Origin of the sequence: Sphingobacterium hotanense, assembly GCF_008274825.1 — a bacterium.
Lineage (GTDB): Bacteria > Bacteroidota > Bacteroidia > Sphingobacteriales > Sphingobacteriaceae > Sphingobacterium > Sphingobacterium hotanense.
The window spans coordinates 3,351,276-3,369,792 of record NZ_CP030848.1; the positions used below are offsets into that span (position 1 = coordinate 3,351,276).

The 18,517-nt window shown below is 41.4% G+C and carries 14 protein-coding genes; 7 read left to right on the top strand and 7 right to left on the bottom strand.

All coding sequences use genetic code 11. The features are described from left to right. The first annotated feature begins 497 nt into the window (after window positions 1–497). From DSM08_RS14170 to DSM08_RS14190, 5 genes are all read left to right on the top strand, one after another. Entirely contained in the window at window positions 498–1,328 is an 831-nt protein-coding gene (locus DSM08_RS14170; RefSeq protein WP_149526769.1) for a prephenate dehydratase, read from the top strand. A 37-nt stretch (window positions 1,329–1,365) separates the two neighbouring features. Beyond that, entirely contained in the window at window positions 1,366–2,472 is a 1,107-nt protein-coding gene (locus tag DSM08_RS14175) for a chorismate mutase (RefSeq protein WP_149526770.1), read from the top strand. Beyond that, on the top strand, window positions 2,472–3,722 hold the full coding sequence (aroA, locus tag DSM08_RS14180) for a 3-phosphoshikimate 1-carboxyvinyltransferase (RefSeq protein WP_149526771.1): 1,251 nt from the start codon (window positions 2,472–2,474) through the stop codon (window positions 3,720–3,722). The genes DSM08_RS14175 and aroA overlap by 1 nt, the downstream gene beginning before the upstream one ends. 70 nt (window positions 3,723–3,792) lie before the next feature. Further along, window positions 3,793–4,887 carry a chorismate synthase gene (aroC, locus tag DSM08_RS14185; protein WP_149526772.1) on the top strand — a complete coding sequence of 365 codons (1,095 nt, stop codon included), beginning with the start codon at window positions 3,793–3,795 and terminating at the stop codon, window positions 4,885–4,887. Next, window positions 4,862–5,734 carry an ROK family protein gene (locus DSM08_RS14190; protein ID WP_246172276.1) on the top strand — a complete coding sequence of 291 codons (873 nt, stop codon included), beginning with the start codon at window positions 4,862–4,864 and terminating at the stop codon, window positions 5,732–5,734. Before aroC ends, DSM08_RS14190 begins: the two co-directional genes overlap by 26 nt. Before the next feature lie 467 nt (window positions 5,735–6,201). On the opposite strand, the gene DSM08_RS14195 is transcribed toward DSM08_RS14190, so the two are convergent. Next, window positions 6,202–8,622, bottom strand: a complete 2,421-nt coding sequence (locus tag DSM08_RS14195) for an alpha-ketoacid dehydrogenase subunit alpha/beta (RefSeq protein ID WP_149526773.1) — start codon at window positions 8,620–8,622, stop codon at window positions 6,202–6,204. 138 nt (window positions 8,623–8,760) lie between these two features. On the opposite strand from DSM08_RS14195, the gene DSM08_RS14200 reads away from it, so the two are divergent. Together DSM08_RS14200 and DSM08_RS14205 are read left to right on the top strand one after the other, a co-directional pair. Beyond that, entirely contained in the window at window positions 8,761–9,498 is a 738-nt protein-coding gene (locus DSM08_RS14200) for a hypothetical protein (protein WP_149526774.1), read from the top strand. Between the two features lie 107 nt (window positions 9,499–9,605). Next, window positions 9,606–10,067, top strand: a complete 462-nt coding sequence (locus DSM08_RS14205; protein WP_149526775.1) for an NUDIX domain-containing protein — start codon at window positions 9,606–9,608, stop codon at window positions 10,065–10,067. 420 nt (window positions 10,068–10,487) lie between these two features. Here the strand turns inward: DSM08_RS14205 and rlmH are convergent, their stop codons facing one another. From rlmH to dnaB, 6 genes are all read right to left on the bottom strand, one after another. Beyond that, window positions 10,488–10,961, bottom strand: coding sequence for a 23S rRNA (pseudouridine(1915)-N(3))-methyltransferase RlmH (rlmH, locus tag DSM08_RS14210; RefSeq protein WP_149526776.1), 474 nt, complete (start codon window positions 10,959–10,961; stop codon window positions 10,488–10,490). Between the two features lie 176 nt (window positions 10,962–11,137). Next, the gene (locus DSM08_RS14215; protein WP_149526777.1) at window positions 11,138–11,776 is read right to left on the bottom strand and encodes a YceI family protein; all 639 of its coding nucleotides are present in this window, start codon (window positions 11,774–11,776) and stop codon (window positions 11,138–11,140) included. Window positions 11,777–11,873: 97 nt separating this feature from the next. Beyond that, a complete protein-coding gene (gene murA / locus DSM08_RS14220; RefSeq protein WP_149526778.1) occupies window positions 11,874–13,199 on the bottom strand; it encodes a UDP-N-acetylglucosamine 1-carboxyvinyltransferase in 1,326 nt (441 codons plus the stop codon). A 78-nt stretch (window positions 13,200–13,277) separates the two neighbouring features. Continuing rightward, complete coding sequence (locus DSM08_RS14225; RefSeq protein WP_149526779.1) at window positions 13,278–14,000, bottom strand: DUF4290 domain-containing protein; 723 nt, start codon at window positions 13,998–14,000, stop codon at window positions 13,278–13,280. Between the two features lie 57 nt (window positions 14,001–14,057). Next, window positions 14,058–16,340 carry an ATP-dependent helicase gene (locus DSM08_RS14230; RefSeq protein WP_149526780.1) on the bottom strand — a complete coding sequence of 761 codons (2,283 nt, stop codon included), beginning with the start codon at window positions 16,338–16,340 and terminating at the stop codon, window positions 14,058–14,060. 510 nt (window positions 16,341–16,850) lie between these two features. Continuing rightward, window positions 16,851–18,446, bottom strand: coding sequence for a replicative DNA helicase (dnaB, locus tag DSM08_RS14235; protein WP_149526781.1), 1,596 nt, complete (start codon window positions 18,444–18,446; stop codon window positions 16,851–16,853). Between the last annotated feature and the right edge of the window lie 71 nt (window positions 18,447–18,517).

An 18,517-nucleotide genomic window follows, 5' to 3' on the forward strand; every position in this document is an offset into this window, starting at 1 on the left:
GATGATAAAATTTAATAAAAAACCGATTATTTTTAGCCGAAAAAAACTCATTTTTACACCCATTTTTACCTAGAAAACAGAACGTATTTTTACAAGAGAAATAAAACATATTATTTTATCAATAATCTAATTATCAATAGCTTGCAAATTCTAAGATAAAATAAACAACAATAATAACCCTATTTTTTATATAAAAACAACATAATTTTACGTCAATTTTTACTCATTTTTATAGCATAAAAACACGAATTATTTCGATCATAAAACACAATATTTCACATTTTTTTTAAAAATATTTTGCACTTATCAATTTTACCTCTATATTTGAGCCATAACATTAAGGGAATGAACACAAAGAACACATATACTTATTTCTGGCACTTTTATTTTAGCGATAAGAGCAGGGACTAGTATGTAGTATATGGAAAGATATATTTAGAGGTCCCAAAGTAATTTGGGACCTCTTTTTTTTGATTTAATACCGAATAAAAAACAACATGAGTGAAAAGATAAAGATTGCTATCCAAGGAGTTAAAGCCTCCTTCCATGAAGAAGCTGCCTACAAATATTTCGGCAGGGATATCGAAACTTTAGAATGTGAGTCTTTCAAAAAGACTTGCGAACTACTAAAACAAGGCAAAGCTGACTACGTGGTCATGGCAATCGAAAACTCAATTGCAGGAAGCATTCTTCCAAACTACAACCTCCTTCGCGACTACAGATTTCACATCATCGGCGAAGTGCATTTAAACATCCAGCAGCACTTATTAGCATTGCCGGGCACTAAATTAAGCGACATCAAATTCGTCGAGTCCCACCCTATCGCTATCCGCCAATGTGATGAATTCCTAAGCGAGCACCCTGACTGGACCATCAAAGAAGGAATGGATACGGCGGCATGTGCGAAAAAGATCGTCGAAGAGAAATTAACGAATACGGCTGCTATTGCTAGCGAAGCTGCCGCAAAGGTATACGGTCTGGAAATCATAGAGAAACGCATTGAAACCAACAAGAAAAATTCAACACGCTTTCTCATTCTTTCCAATGAGGTACAGGAAATCAAAAATGCGAATAAAGCATCGCTATCCTTCCAAACTTCGCACGCCATTGGTGCATTAGCTGCTGTATTGCAATGCTTCGCGGAGCAAAATGTCAACCTTAGCAAAATCCAATCGATGCCTGTTGTAGGTCGTCGCAATGAATACGACTTCTATGTAGACGTAGAATGGAAAAAACAAGCAGATTATGATGCTGCTATCCGTAAAGTATTGAAACATACGGTCAACTTCAGCATCATGGGCGAATACCTGAAAAACGAAAAAATCTAAATCTAATTAAATAAGTAACAACACAAACGCAAATAAGATGAAACACTCATTAGACATTCTTCCTTTGAATTCATGGATTGAAATTGGAGACAAACCTTTAATCATCGCAGGACCTTGTAGCGCAGAAACGGAAGAACAATTAGTTTCTACTGCTCATTTATTAGCCAACACGGGCAAAGTCAATGTACTTCGTGCTGGTATTTGGAAACCTCGTACTCGTCCAGGCGAATTCGAAGGTATCGGCAGTATCGGTTTGGAGTGGATGAAACGTGCTAAAGAAGAAACCGGCTTATTAACAGCAACGGAAGTAGCTACTGCCAAACATGTGGAAGAAGCGCTTGCGGCTGGTATCGACATCCTTTGGGTTGGTGCGCGTTCAACAGCAAACCCATTCACGGTACAAGAGATTGCTGACGCATTGCAGGGCGTAGATGTTCCGGTATTAGTTAAAAACCCGGTAAACCCGGACCTTTCTTTATGGATCGGTGCTTTAGAGCGTATTAACCGTGCGGGTATCAAGAAATTGGCAGCTATCCACCGTGGGTTCTCATCTTATGAAAAAACGGCGTTCCGTAATGAACCAATGTGGGATCTTGCCATTCAATTGAAAACAATCGCTCCTGATCTTCCGATCATCAACGACCCTAGCCATATCTGTGGTAACCGTGAGCTTATCCCTTACGTAACACAAAAAGCAATGGATATGGATATGCAAGGCTTGATCATCGAGTCGCATATTGACCCTTCCGTAGCATGGACAGACGCGAAACAACAAGTAACGCCTGCAGCTTTATCGGATTTATTAGATTCTATTTCTGTGCGTAAGCCTGAGTCCAACAATCCGGCTTTCGAAGATAAATTAACAGAACTACGTGGTCAAATCGATAAACTTGACGACCAGATCATCAAACAAATTGGCGATAGAATGAAGATTGCTGAGAAAATTGGTGAGTTCAAAAGAGATAACAATGTAACCATCCTTCAGGTTAGTCGTTGGGATGAAATCGTTCAAAAACGCGTTTCTCTTGCAAAAGCATTAAACTTAGGCGAAGAATTCACAGTGAAATTCTTAGAGTTATTGCACAATGAGTCAATCCGCAAACAAAACGAAATCATGAACGCTAAATCTGTTGCGGAGGCATAATGACAACAGAGAAATTGATATTATCACATCAATCAAAAACTATTAGAGGCACGGTTCAACTTACTGGCTCCAAGTCAGAGAGCAACCGTGCTCTTATTATCCGCGCTTTGAGCGATGGCATCGTCAAAGTGGAAAACCTGTCGGAAGCCGCTGATACCGTAACACTGGAGGCAGCACTAGAGATTGCAAAGACAGGGACTGAAGAATTTAAAACCATCGACATTGGTCCTGCGGGAACCGCCATGCGCTTCTTGACTTCCTATTTAAACCTAGTAAAAGGAAACTTTATACTAACAGGAACCGAGCGCATGCAGCAGCGTCCGATCGGCATCCTAGTCGATGCATTGAAAACCATTGGCGCCGATATCCACTACGAGAAAAAAGCCGGATATCCGCCATTGAAGATCGAAGGGGGTATGTTCCAAAGCAAAGAGCAGGTTGCAATTCAAGGAAATATATCGAGCCAGTACATCTCCTCGCTCCTATTGATTGCGTCGTCCTTAAAGAAAGGTTTGACGATCAACATCGAAGGGGAACTGACATCAAGACCCTATGTAACGATGACGCTCGAAATGTTGAAAGAAGCTGGAATACAATACGACTTTCAGGAACAAAGCATCGGCATCAAGAAGCAGGATTTCCAACCCGCAACCATTTATGTCGAACCGGACTGGAGCGCCGCATCGTATTGGTATGCCATGGTCGCATTAGCACAGGAAGCACATGTTGTACTACCAGGACTGAAAAAACATAGCTTGCAGGGAGACTTTGCAATCATCGATATCATGACGCACTTTGGGGTCACCTCGACCTTTGAGAAAGATGGTCTGCATTTACGCAAATCAGGCCTGATCTCTAAAAAATCTTTGTTTGATTTCAAAGAATGTCCTGACCTCGCGCAGACTGTCGTAGTCGTTGCTGCAGCATTGCGGAAAGACACCTCTTTTACGGGCCTTGAAACTTTAAAAATTAAAGAAACAGACCGTATCTTGGCATTACAGCAGGAGATCGGCAAGTTCGGCGCAGAGTTAATTGCGGAGGGCGAGGTTTATCACCTCAAGACCGACAAGGTATTCGAGCCTGAACAAATCAGTATCGCAACTTATGAAGATCACCGAATGGCTATGGCATTCGCGCCTCTTGCATTAGTTTTCGATCAACTAACTATTGAAGAACCTCAGGTGGTAGAGAAATCATACCCCACGTTCTGGAAACACCTTGCTGAGCAGGGTTTTGAAATCGTGGAATAAAGCACAATATTCCACGATTTACTCCTTTTTATTACGCGCATTTTTTTATATTTACGAGCATTTACAAATTATGGCAGGAAACTCTTTCGGGGATATTTTCAAGATCAGCACTTTCGGCGAATCACATGGTGCAGCAATCGGTGTTATACTAGATGGCTGTCCGCCGTTGGTCGAAATTGACGAAGAATTTATTCAATCTGAACTCGACAAACGCCGACCTGGACAATCGAAAATTACCACCCAACGCAAGGAAAGTGATACTGCACAGATTCTATCTGGCGTATTTGAAGGCAAATCAACAGGCACACCAATAGCCATTGTTATTCCTAACGAAGACCAACGATCTAAAGACTACTCGCATATCCAAGACAAATTCCGCCCATCTCACGCAGACTATACCTATCAAACGAAGTATGGCATACGTGACTATCGCGGCGGCGGTCGCTCGTCGGCAAGAGAAACCGCAGCACGCGTTGCTGCCGGAGCCATTGCCAAGCTTTTCTTAAAACAACGTGGCATAGAAATATTTGCGCACGTTTCTGGCGTAGGAAAGCTCGAAGCACCGAATTTGGACACCTCGGATCTGCAACAACTCTTAGAACAACGCGAAAGCAACATCGTGCGTTGTGCAGACCCTGCCACTGCAGCCGAAATGACCGAATTTATCGATCAGGTACGCAAGAATGGCGACACGGTAGGTGGTAGAATTAATACGATTATCCGCAATGTTCCTGTAGGTCTTGGAGAACCGGTTTTCGATAAATTGCACGCAGATTTAGCGAAGGCGATGATGAGCATCAATGCTGTACACGGCTTTGAATACGGCTCTGGCTTCGATGGATCGCAAATGCTGGGATCGGAACACAACGATATATTTGTAAATCAGGACTCGAAAATTAAAACATTAACCAATTTTTCAGGAGGCATTCAAGGTGGTATTTCCAATGGTATGGATATCACTTTCAAAACAGCTTTCAAACCTGTTGCAACCATTATGAGAGATCAAGCAACGATCAATGAGCAAGGCGACGACACAACAATATCTGGCAAAGGTCGTCACGACCCATGTGTTGTTCCACGTGCGGTAATCATTGTCGAAGCTATGGCTGCATTGGTGATCGCTGACCACCTCTTAAAATATGAAGCTTATCATAATGCCAAGTAACGAACTTATTCTTTCTTGTGATATTGGCGGAACGCACATTACCTCCGCCATTGTCGACAGTAGTAATTGGACTATCTTAGAAGATACGATCACCCGCTCGCATGTAAATTCGAAAGCAGAAGCTAAATCGATTTTACAAGAATGGACGAGCAATATGAGGGACTGTTTATCCAAAGTCGACAGCCCCGTTGAAGCCATTGGCATCGCTGCTCCCGGCCCCTTTGATTATGAAAACGGCATCCCTCTGATGAAAGGACAGTCCAAATATGACGAGCTGTATCAGATGCCGGTTACGGAGCCAATCAAAGATTTAATCGGTATTAATAACCTAAACATCCGTTATATCAATGATGCTGCGGCGTTTTTACAAGGCGAAGTTTATGGTAGTGGATTAGACAAGGAGGATTGCATTCTTGGAATCACCCTAGGCACAGGCTTAGGTTCTGCCGTATGGTATAATGGTGAAAAAGCCTTCGACGCCGACCTATGGAACAGCCCATACCAAGAAGATATCTTCGAAGAATACTTAGTGACACGCTGGTTTATCAAACGATTTAAAGAACTTACCGGACTTGAGGAGTCTGGTCTTCGTGAGATTCTTGAAAAGCACGAAGACAGCTCTGAAACTGAACAATTATTAGCGGAGTATCGAGACCAACTATTAGATTTCTTATTATTCTTCAGCAAGAAATACAATTGCCATCAATTTATAATTGGTGGAAACATCAGTAAGGCATGGGACAAAATATTCCCTGATAAAAGCCAATTGAGCAATTACAAAATCGAAATCGGCAAATTTCAAGAGCAAGCAGCAATTATCGGAGCTGCAAGCCTATTCAATAGCTAAAATCCTCTTTAGAAAAAAATAATATAAACGAGCTGCGTTGATTAAATCGACTGCAGCTCGCTTCGTTATGGCCGATATGAAGAACTGACCTAAATGCAGAGGCATCCTTTTTTTAAGTCTATCAAACCCAATGTAAAGCCCTTCCGGAGCGGTTATGATTGGGGTTTGTATTGGGTATGAAAGGGCTTTACAAGGGGTCTGACCAAAAGAAAGGTTGATTTGGTCTTATATCTGGTCTGAACCAAGAAAGGAAGGATTTAAGGATTATCAGGATCTAGTCTAACGATTAGATACTTAACTACTTTCGACTATGAAGATGAGTAAGATCCTGCTGCTCCTTAAATCCTTCCTTTCCTGGTTCGAGACAAACTCTCCCTTTCTTTTCTGGTTTGAAACGAAACCAGACAATTTCTAACAAAAAAAAGCTGTCTTCACAGACAGCTTCCCTTTTTTACAATTTATTTATTTTATGAAAATAATGGCGGATACTCGTTTGGCCGGCTATCTGTCATAATCTTGTAGGCAGCTTCTACGACATCGTCAACAGCTGGTTTGGTGAAATAATCACCGTCAGAACCATATGGAGGGCGATGAGCTTTCGCTGTTAAGGTTCGAGGTTGACTATCTAAGAGATAGTATCCCCCCTGAACTTCTAGAATCTCGTGTAATATATAGGATGATGCACCTCCAGGGAAGTCTTCATCAACGATTAATAATCTATTTGTTTTCTCTAGCGAGGCTTTACATAGATGATCCTGATCGAACGGCGATAAGCATTGTGCATCGACAATCTCGATAGAAATCCCTAACTTCTCTAGTTCTAGCGCTGCCTCTTGCACGATGCGCAAGGTAGAGCCATAAGAAACCACCGTAATGTCAGAACCCTCACGCAATAACTCAGCCTTTCCGATCGGCACTGTGAATTCGCCTACATTGTGCGGCATTTTCTCTTTCAAACGGTAACCGTTCAGGCATTCGACAACCAAAGCAGGCTCATCAGCATTCAATAAGGTATTGTACATTCCGGCCGCTTGGGTCATATTTCTAGGCACGCAGATGTGCATACCGCGCAACCCTCCTAATAGCACCGACATAGGTGACCCGGAGTGCCAGATACCTTCCAAACGGTGACCACGCGTACGTACGATCAAAGGCGCTCTCTGGCGTCCTTTTGTTCTGTAGCTCAAGCTGGCAAGATCGTCGCTCAATACCGGCATCGCATAGATCAAGTAATCGAGATACTGTATCTCAGCAATCGGGCGGAAACCGCGTATCGCGAGGCCTAAGCCCTTACCAATAATCGCCGATTCGCGTATGCCTGTGTCGAAGATACGTTGTGCACCAAACTCTTCCTGAAGTCCGGCAAAACCTTGATTGACATCGCCGATTTTACCTACGTCTTCTCCAAAAGCAATGAGTCGAGCGTCGCGTTCAAAGTTCGCTCTAAAGCAAGCGTTCAGTACTTCACGACCATCCACAATAGGCGAATTATCGTCGATATCTGCGTCGATCTTCTCAACCTTAAGCGGTGAGTATTTTGTATCTGTAAATAGCTTGTCGTTGAATCGGCTGTGATTTACTTTCTGCTTCTCCTGATACCAGGCTAACAATTCGGCTTTTCCTTCCAGTTCTATACCTCTCAGATCGCGAATAACACGACGGATATTGACATACACTTCTTTTAGGGATAAGTCCGATAAAGACAATAAGGTTTTCAACGGCAATTCAACCGCATGGTGATTTAGCTTTTCTAATAAGGCGATGCCTTCATCTAAATCAACTTGCAGTGTTTTTCGGTAATCAGACCATGCCCTCTTTTGTTCCTGACGAACAAAATCCTTCATTTCCGACTCGATTTCTTTTAGCTCTTCATCGCTTGCTAGGCCAGACTCCAATAACCAATCGCGCATGCGCTGATTACAATCGAATTCGGTTTCCCAGTTCAAGCGGTCTTGATCTTTATATCGTTCGTGCGAGCCCGAGGTAGAGTGACCTTGCGGCTGCGTAATATCTGTTACATGGACAATGCAGGGTTGATGTTGCGTTCTGGCAAATTCCGCTGCTTTTTCATAAACTTCACAAAGTCCGGCATAGTCCCAGCCTTTGACCCGGAAGATTTCATAGCCTGCTCCTGCTTCATCCCGTTGGAATCCGCGAAGGACGGAGGAGATATCGCCTTTCGTGGTTTGCACCTCATTTGGAACAGAAATACCATAGCCATCATCCCAAATGGAAATGACAACAGGAATCTGTTTTACACCTGCGGCATTAACGGTTTCCCAGAACACCCCTTCAGAGGTTGCTGCATTTCCGATTGTACAAAAGACGACCTCTTCTCCATCCTTGGAGAATTTCGTCTTATGTGAAAGATTTGGATTGTCTTTATACAGTTTGGATGCTAGGCCCAGCCCGAGAATACGCGCCATCTGCCCTCCTGTAGTGGAGATATCCGAGACGGTATTATATTGTTGGGTTTGATCAATCCATTCGCCCTCTTGGTCCACTAAGGGCATTGCGAAATGGGCAACCATTTGGCGGCCTGCAGAGGAAGTATCGGCTTCGATAGTAGGATTTGCATACAGTTGAGAAAAGAAATGATAGACAGTGCTTATGTTTAAAGCAAATGCCAATGTTTGATCTCTGTAATATCCGGAACGCCAGTCTCCAGGTTTAAAAACCTTCGCTAAAGCGATTTGCGCGAGTTCTTTTCCATCACCAAAAATACCAAATTTAGCCTTACCGGTAAGAACTTCTTTCCTTCCTAGTAGACTAACAAAACGGCTTTGTACAGCTAGTTTATAATCGGCAATCAGCAATTCGCGGAACTCTTCGTAGCTCATTTTAGCTGAGTTAAACTGCACTGGTCGTGTCGTATTTGTTTCTGACATCTATGCGTTTGTTTTTTAACAAAAGTAAGCAATTTAACCCGTTAATCTTACCCTATTTCCGGGAAAACAGAGGAAAATTGACTTGTTGGTCGTTCTTTTATCCAATAATCACTACTTTTAGCCGTATTTTAATTTTATATGAGCACGATACATTTTTTTGATGCTAACGGAGGCGCAGGAAATTTAGGCGATTTGGAAAAAACAATCGTCTTAAATAAATTAATGGAAACAGAATTAGCGGAAAGAGATTCGAAATGGATTGCCGATTTTCTTAAAGTAATCGACGAAGCTAACCTCAAGGTTGGCGATCCGGAAATCATGATGAGCAACGACGGATTCCCTTATTTTAACCTGAGAACGATTGAAGAAGGCGAGAATTTCCAAGCATTCGTGATTAAGCAGAAATTACCAACAATATTGGGAAATGGCTTTGGTGTATCCATAAATGCACATAAGCCTAATCCGGATTGGATTTTCACCTATGGTGACTTATCCAATCTGCAAATCAACAATGAGTTTTATACAGATGAGCATCTGTTTTCTAAAAACACCGGAAATTTTGCTCTAGGCAAGGATGAGCAGGTTTTGGTGGGTCAGCCATCCGAAGCGATACTTCCTGCTTTTGTGCGTCAGCAATTACGCGAATACTTACAGTATAATGGTGTTAAGATGCCAAAGATTATGCTGATTGCCAGAAATTACGAAGATGAGGCTAACGTTACGCAAGATTTGGTGATCAATGTGACTCCCAAAAACTTCGCTAACGAAAAGGAATACGAACAAGCGATGAATAGTATCTCCTGGTTCTTACCAAGACACTACTCCATCGTCGGCATGGATGAGAACGCGATTCCTTCGGGATTCGAATTGTTATAAGAATAAATGATTTGCCAAGGTTGGGGTACTCTTCCCATCTTGGCAGATTTAAGAAGACATATCTACCAAAAAAGATTGTTAATATTTAAGATCATATTTATTTAAGGATGTATTTATTTAATGTAAGGGTTTACGGGATTCTAGTCAATGAGCAGGATGAAGTTTTGATCAGTGATGAGCGAACGGAAAACGTTTCTTTTACGAAGTTTCCGGGTGGCGGATTGGAGTATGGCGAAGGACTTTTGGACGCGTTGAAGCGGGAGTATATGGAAGAAACGGGCCTTGAAATCGAGGTCGTAAAACACATCTATACGACGGATTTTTGGGAGAAATCAAGTTTTAATGATAGTCAAATTATTTCCATCTATTATCAAGTACATTCTATTAATAAAGTGGAATTAAATATTAAGACAAAAATCTTCGATTTTACAGAAAAAAGCGTAGAAGGAAAGCTACAATCTTTTAGATTAATGCCGGTGGAAAAACTGCATCAAAAAGACTTAACCTTTAAAACTGACCAAGTTGCGTGGGTTGAATTTTTAAAAACTCTTGACAAAATTCAATTATAATATAAATGTTGCAACTTTTATTTGATTTTATAATAAAAGGTTTTTACTTTTACATTAGGTCGGGGAGATAATTCCTGATCTACGTTTTGAAAACACCTAGTTCTATAGGGTTTTATTAATAGTTAGTGTGATTTTAAGGCGATACTCCCCGTATCGCCTTATTTATTGTATCACAATATATTTCACAAAAAAAGGCGGCTAAATGCCACCTTCTTTATTTCCATGTCAACATGCTCTTAACTGAATATATAAGCGAGTAAGATTACAAGAGCACCACCAATAATGATAATCCATTTATTCATATCAGTGCCATGCGCCCCTTCTTGACTTTTGTATTTATAATCTCTCTTAAACTTATCTAGATCCATTTTATCCTCCTTCTTTATTATAAGATGCAATTCATATTAAAATTACATAAAATTATTCATGATGATAGGGTTCTCCACGCATAATCGTATGCGCTCTATACAATTGTTCCACGAAAAACAACCTCACCATCTGATGAGAGAATGTCATTTTGGATAGCGATAGCTTTCCATTAGCCCGATCATAAACCTGCTGATCAAAGCCGTAAGGTCCTCCAATTACCAGCACAATATGTGAAACACTCGAGAGCATTTGCTTTTCTAGAAAGCCGGAAAATTCAATGGAACTATACATCTTCCCCCGCTCATCTAATAACATAACGTAATCTTGGTTGGAAATGTTTTTCAAGATAAGCTGCGCTTCCTTCTCCTTCTGCTGAGCTTCACTCAGATTCTTAGCATTTTTGATGTCTGGAATCACAATAATCTGAAAGTTACAATAATGCTTCAAGCGCTTCGTATAGACCTCTATCCCCTGCTCGATATACTTATCATCTGTTTTTCCAATGCAAATCAGGCTAATCTTCATGTTTGCAAAATTACACATTTACGAGGCTATGAAAACAGATTATACATAAAACTTTCTTGTTTCTTTACATGCCACAACAGAAATGGAAGTTATTGATAGCTTGTGAAAACAGACATTTCACAAAAAAAAAAGCCTCCAATCAATGACCGGAGGCTTCGAAAAACTAAAATAGAATATTATTTCTTTGCTACTAAAGTAATATCAAAGTTTACTTCTTTAGAGATTAAATCATCAGATTTACCTTCGTAATTTACTCCCCAGTCAGCTCTTGCAATATTGAAGTTTGCAGTTGCTTTAACCGCAGCATCAGTAGCTTCAACAACTTTCGCGTCGAAAGTGATGTTTTTGCTGATACCTTTGATAGTCAAGTTACCAGATACTACTAAATCACCAGCAGTTGCACCAGCCTTAACTTCAGTAATAACGAAAGAAGCTTCAGGATGAGTTGCTACAGCAAAGAAATCATCAGCTTTTAAGTGACCATCTAATTTCTCTTTGTACTCACCTTCTAAGTCAGTTGCACTGATTGTGTTCATATCTAAAACAAAGTTACCACCAGTAACTGTTCCGTTTTCAACATTGATTGAACCAGATTTAACATCTACAGTCCCTGTGTGTTTGCCAGATACTTTTGTACCAGTCCAAACTACTTTTGACTCTGCAGTATCTACTGTATAAGCTTCACCAGCAACTGCTACTGAATCTGTAGTTGCTACAACTGAATCTGTTGTTTCTGCCTTTTTACCTTCTGGGTTTCCAGCGCATGAAGCAAGAACTAATCCTGCGATCGCTGAAAGTAAAGTGATTTTTTTCATTTTATTTGTTTAAACATTAAAATTTGATACAAAAATAGTTTGTTGCTAAATCTTTCCAAATATCGTGAGGGAATTTAACAATTTACAGACAATTAGCCTAGTGGCCTACAGGCTGTGCATCAATACGTCGGATATCGGCTCCTAGCGCTTTCAAGCGCTCTTCGATATGCTGATAACCACGTTCAATTTGTTCAATATTATAGATTACCGACTTTCCTTGTGCTGATAGAGCAGCAATCAATAAGGAAACTCCCGCACGGATGTCTGGCGATGTCATCTCAATACCACGCAAATGTTGTTGTTTGTTTAAACCAATTACTGTAGCTCTATGTGGGTCACAAAGGATAATCTGAGCCCCCATATCGATCAATTTGTCAACGAAGAATAAACGACTTTCGAACATCTTCTGATGAATCAATACATTTCCTTTCGCTTGAATAGCAGTAACCAATACAATACTTAATAAATCGGGAGTGAAACCGGGCCATGGGGCATCCGAAATAGTAAGAATGGATCCATCAATGAATGTATCGATTTCGTAACTATCTTGAGCAGGAATAAAAATATCATCACCACGCAGCTCAAACTTAATACCCAAACGAGAAAATACTGTAGGGATAATTCCAAGCTCGTTGAAACATACATTCTTAATTGTAATCTCAGAACCAGTCATGGCTGCTAATCCGATGAAAGAACCAATTTCAATCATATCCGGCAACATGCGATGTTCAGTACCACCTAATGTCTCAACGCCTTCAATCGTTAAAAGGTTAGAACCAATACCAGAGATCTTTGCACCCATACGGTTCAACATCTTACATAACTGTTGCAAGTATGGCTCACAGGCAGCATTGTAGATGGTTGTTGTACCTTTAGCCAATACAGCTGCCATTACGATATTTGCAGTACCCGTCACTGAAGCTTCGTCTAACAGGATGTATGTTCCTTTTAGCTCTGTTGCATCCACATTGAAGAAATGCTTTTCAGCGTCATAGACGAACTTTGCACCTAATTTCTCAAATCCAAGAAAGTGAGTATCTAAACGACGGCGACCGATTTTGTCACCACCGGGTTTAGGAATTGCTGCTTTACCAAAACGAGCTAACAAAGGCCCAACAATCATGATCGAACCGCGCAAGCTACCGCCTTTACGTTTAAACTCCTCCGATTGGAAATAATCAATATTGATGTCGCTGGCTTCAAACTCATACGTATCCTCATTGACGCGATTTACTTTTACGCCTAAAGCAATAAGCAAGTCGATCAATTTATTTACATCTTTAATATCTGGAATATTACTGATGGTCATCTTTTCCGCTGTCAATAATACTGCAGAGATAATCTGAAGCGCTTCGTTTTTAGCGCCCTGAGGTACAATCTCACCTTTTAATGGCTTTCCACCACGGATTTCAAATGCGTTCATAGTATAGTCTTACAAAAACAAAAAAGCAATCGTCATTTATATTCTAACCATTGCTTTTCTCTGTTTATGAATGTTGTTTTATTTTTTACGTTTAATATTCTGCTTATTGTTGTTGTTATTGTTGTTGAAGGTTCTTCCTTTATTATTGTCATTACGTTGGAAAGAGCCCTTCCCTTTGGAATGCGAACCTTGATTATTGTTGCTTCGATTATCACTACCTGTCTTAACACGACTTCCTGGAGGCGGCGTTTTGAAATCTAATTTCGTCAACACGGTATCTGCAGGTAAAGCTAATTCGCCTTGCGATAGCGTCTTCAAATCTTCAAGAATCTGATCATCGGATACAGAGTCTTTATTCCATGTCAAGTAAGCCATCTTCATGAAATTCGCAATACCAATTGTCATTTTCACTCTTGCTTCCTCATTAGGAAGAGCCTTCGCTTTCTTGATCATTTCCTCCACCGTATGTCCGTAGTGTTTAAAACGGATAGGGTGATTAGGATATTGAAGCGTTTGCGGCTTATGATGAATTTCTTCTTTCTTCGGAATTGGATATGGAGAATCCACATCGATCTTAAAGTCCGAAATAATATAAAGGTGATCCCAAAGTTTATGTTTAAAGTCAGAGACATCACGAAGATGCGGGTTCAGCACACCCATCATGTCGATAACGACTTGTGCTAGGCGGTTTCTTTCTTCACGATCTGATAGGGTGCAGATATAATCCACCATATTTTGTACGTTTCTACCATATTCAGCTAGGATCAGCTTAGGTCTTGTACTGTTATAATCAAAAATCATATGTTATTTTGTTGACTCCTCAGCTGGAGTCTTTTTATTTTGAATGTAATATACGAATTATTCTAATATTCTAAGTTTCGCAAATTTAAGCAACAATTGCTTCTGTCCCAACTCCTTGAAGAAAATAGTCGCTTTTATGTCTGGCTTATTCCCTTCTAGATTGATTACTTTACCAAATCCGAAGCGTTCATGCTCAACTTCCATTCCAACTTGCAATCCTGAAGTATCCGATGGCGCAAAACCTGCGGTCGGAACGTGCGCTTTTGGCAGAATTGACGTAGTTTTCACAACCTTAGGCTTTGGCTTCGAGAATACATCACCCGACGATTCTTTTCGCTGCCAGGTAACACGTTCCGATGTAAAGTCGTCAGATCCACCTCCAGTATTCAATCTAGGTTTAAAATCCAGATCTAAACAGGCCGGGTTCAATTCATCCAAGAAACGACTTGGTTCACAGTTGTTCAAGGTTCCCCAACGATAGCGTGATGTCGCATAGGATAGGAACAACTTCTTCTCAGCACGCGTCACGGCCACATAAAATAAACGTCGCTCCTCTTCCAGCTCCGTACGCGAATTCAAAGAAAGCTGCGATGGAAAAAGATTTTCTTCCAAACCTACGATGAATACCACCGGAAATTCCAATCCTTTAGACGAGTGGATCGTCATTAAAGATACGGTATCCGCATTCGGATCCTTATCATTATCATCATTAGTTAATAAGGCGATATCCTGCATAAAGATATCCAATCCCTTTTCTTCTAAATCTTCTCGTTCCGAGAACTCTTTGATACCGTTTAATAGCTCTTGAATATTCTCGTAACGACTTAAACCTTCAACGGATTTGTCCTCATATAGCTCTTTCAGGATCCCCGAATGCTGAGCAATATGCATCGCTGTATCAAAAGCCGAATTCGTCTTTGCTAAAGCCTGAAAGCTTTGAATCATCGTCCCGAAGTTGCCCACAGACGCAGCACTACGGCCATCTAAGAACATCTGCGCATTAGCAACCACATCCCAAAGACGGACCTGTTGCTGATCCGCAACGACCATGATACGATCGACTGTCGTATCACCAATCCCTCGCCTCGGATAGTTGATCACACGCTTCAATGCCTCTTCATCGTTCGGATTAAACGTCAAACGGAAATAGGCAATTAAATCCTTGATCTCTTTACGTTGGTAGAACGAAGTACCCCCATAAAGTTTGTAAGGAATTCCTAATTTACGCAAAGCCTCCTCCAAAGAACGTGACTGCGCATTCGTACGATATAAAATCGAGAAATCCTTATATTTCAATCCTTTTAGCGCCTTTTCTTGCGAAATGCCCTCTGCAACAATCTTTCCCTCCTCATTATCCGAAAAAGCACGAGTAACTTTTATCTTCTCGCCTTCTTCGTTATCCGAGAAGACATTCTTTTCTAATTGATTCTTATTATTTGCAATGATACTGTTCGCCGCATTCACGATCATCTTGGTCGAACGGTAGTTCTGCTCCAACTTGAATACCTTCACATCCGGATAATCCTTTTGAAAGTTCAAGATGTTTTGAATATTAGCACCGCGGAAAGCGTAGATACTTTGCGCATCATCACCCACCACACAAATATTCTCGTTCACCGCAGCCAATCGTTTCACGATCAAGTACTGTGAGAAGTTGGTATCCTGATACTCATCCACCATCAAGTATCTGAACTGATGCTGATACTTATGCAACACCTCGGGATACTTATTCAAAAGCACATTCGTCTTGAATAGCAAATCATCGAAATCCATTGCCCCCGCGCGGTAGCAGCGCTGTGCATAAGTCATATAGATTTCACCCATCTGAGGCCTACCATTGGAGATATCTTCAGCCTTGATCGCTTCGTTTTTATTATATTCCTGAGGCGAGATCAAGTTGTTCTTAGCTGAGGAGATACGACCGTATACATGATTTACATTGTAGAGCTTATCATCCAAATTCATCTCTTTTAGAATCGAACGTAACAAACTCTTCGTATCATCCGTATCGTAGATGGTAAAATTACGCGGATAGCCGATCAACTCCGCTTCCACCCGTAAAATACGAGCGAACACCGAGTGGAAAGTTCCCATCCATATATTCTTTGCTTCCGACCCAACGACCTTCATAATACGCTCGCGCATTTCCTTTGCGGCCTTGTTGGTAAAGGTAAGCACCAATATATTAAAAGGGTCCACACCCTTTTGAATAAGGTGTGCAACTCTATATGTAATTACGCGTGTTTTCCCTGATCCGGCACCAGCAACAATCATGACTGGTCCTTCTGTTTGTTCTACGGCAGCCCGCTGCGAGGGATTTAATCCTGCTAAAAAATCCAAAATTGTCTCCTAATTTTAACTTATGTATAGCCTCTACTAAGGGGGAATCAAAAATAAGAAAAAAAACTCAGAAATAGTATTTAGTAGTTAGTAGTTAGACCCATGTCTTTGAACCAGGAAAAAAAGGATGAAAGGATTGTCAGGATCGGGTCTAACTACTAAGTATTAATTCTGAACCAAGAAAGGAAGGAAGAAAAGATAAACAGGACGATTGGATTGTCTTTGAACCAGGAAAAAAAGGATTTAAGGATTGTCAGGATCCTGTTAATCCTTTCATCCTTCCTTTCCTGGTTCAAAACAAATCCTTCCTTCATCACCTTAAAACAAATCCTTCCTTTCCTGGTTCAAAACAAACTTTCCGTATCAACTCAACACAAACTTTCCTTTCAAACCAAACGTTTTAAAACAACGCTTCCCGCCTCCAAGAAAACAACCCATTTCCTACCTCAAAACATAAAAAACTGCATTGCTGCAGGTCTAATATCTTATATCTTATATCTAACATCTCCCCTAAAATGGCGCATCATCCGGCATATCGTTCATTCTGGAAGGCATGGTAATACCACCGCCGAAGTTATCGAAGCTATTGGATGGAGCCATGGCAGAGCCAAATCCACTAGGCAGATCGGAGAAGCTTCCGCTATCGCCGCCCATACCAGCGAAGTCATCTTCAAGATCGACGAACTTCACATACTTACCAACGAATTTCAATGGCACAATACCGGTTTCACCGTTACGGTGTTTGGCAATGATAACCTCACCGACACCGGCTGTAGGACGTCCCTCCTCGTCTTCCGTGATACCGTAGTATTCCGGACGGTAAAGGAACAACACCATATCCGCATCCTGCTCGATAGATCCCGACTCACGTAAATCCGATAGCATCGGACGCTTCGAGTTACCCGGACGCGACTCAACCGCACGACTCAACTGCGATAGGGCCAATACCGGAATATTTAATTCTTTTGCTACGGATTTTAAAGCACGCGAGATACTACCGATCTCTTGCTCACGGTTACCGCCACCTTTGCCCTCGCTCTTACCGTGCATCAACTGCAAGTAATCGACGATGACCATCTGAATATCATACTGCGCTTTCAATCGACGACATTTCGCACGGAACTCAAAAACGTTCAATGCTGGCGTATCATCAATAATCAACGGCGCTTCTGTCAATCGGCCGATTCTAGAGTGCAATTGCTGCCACTCATGATCCGCCAGATTACCTTTCTTCAATTTCTCTTGTTCAATCTCAGTCTCACCGGCAATCAAACGATTCACCAACTGTACCGAGGACATCTCCAGCGAGAATACCGCAACAGGGCGCGAGTGGTCTACCGCAGCATTACGCGCCACGGATAATACGAACGCCGTTTTACCCATCGCCGGACGTGCCGCAATGATTACTAAATCCGAAGGCTGCCAACCCGACGTCATACGGTCTAATGCCGTCAACCCGGAAGGAATACCCGTTAAACCATCGGTACGATCGCGTAACAATTCCAAAGAAGAAATTGCCTCACGCATGATATCATCCATCTTCCGCGAGTCGCGTCGTAAGTTGTTTTGCGCAATATCAAATAAGGACTTCTCCGCATGGTCCAACAAGTCGAAGATATCACTGGTCTCATCATAAGACGAATTGATGATCTCCGTGGACACCTTAATCAGCTCCCTTTGAATGTATTTCTGAGAAATAATACGTGCGTGGAATTCGATATTCGCCGCCGAAACTACTCTGTCCGTCAGCTGTGTAATATAGTAAGCACCGCCCACCATTTCCAGTGCGCCCATTTGGCGAAGCTCCGCAACAACCGTTAAAATATCGATTGGCGAAGTCTTTTGAAAGAGGTTATAGATTGCCTGAAAAATCTTCTGATGCGACTCCTTGTAAAAGGAATCCGGTTTCAAGATATCAATGACCTCACTAAGTGCATTTTTCTCCAACATCAGCGCGCCCAGTACCGCTTCTTCCAAGTCGACAGCTTGAGGAGGCAGTTTACCCAAACCACTCACTAAGTTGTTCAGGCTAGTACGCTTTTTGTTAAAGTTTGCACGGCTAGCTTGGCTAGACATATTGTTTGAATTTTCGTTTTCTACGGACATATCAAATTTAATTTTACGGCTCGATGTTTCCTGACGGGGTAACAAATGTAAGAAAAATAAAACTGCCCCCT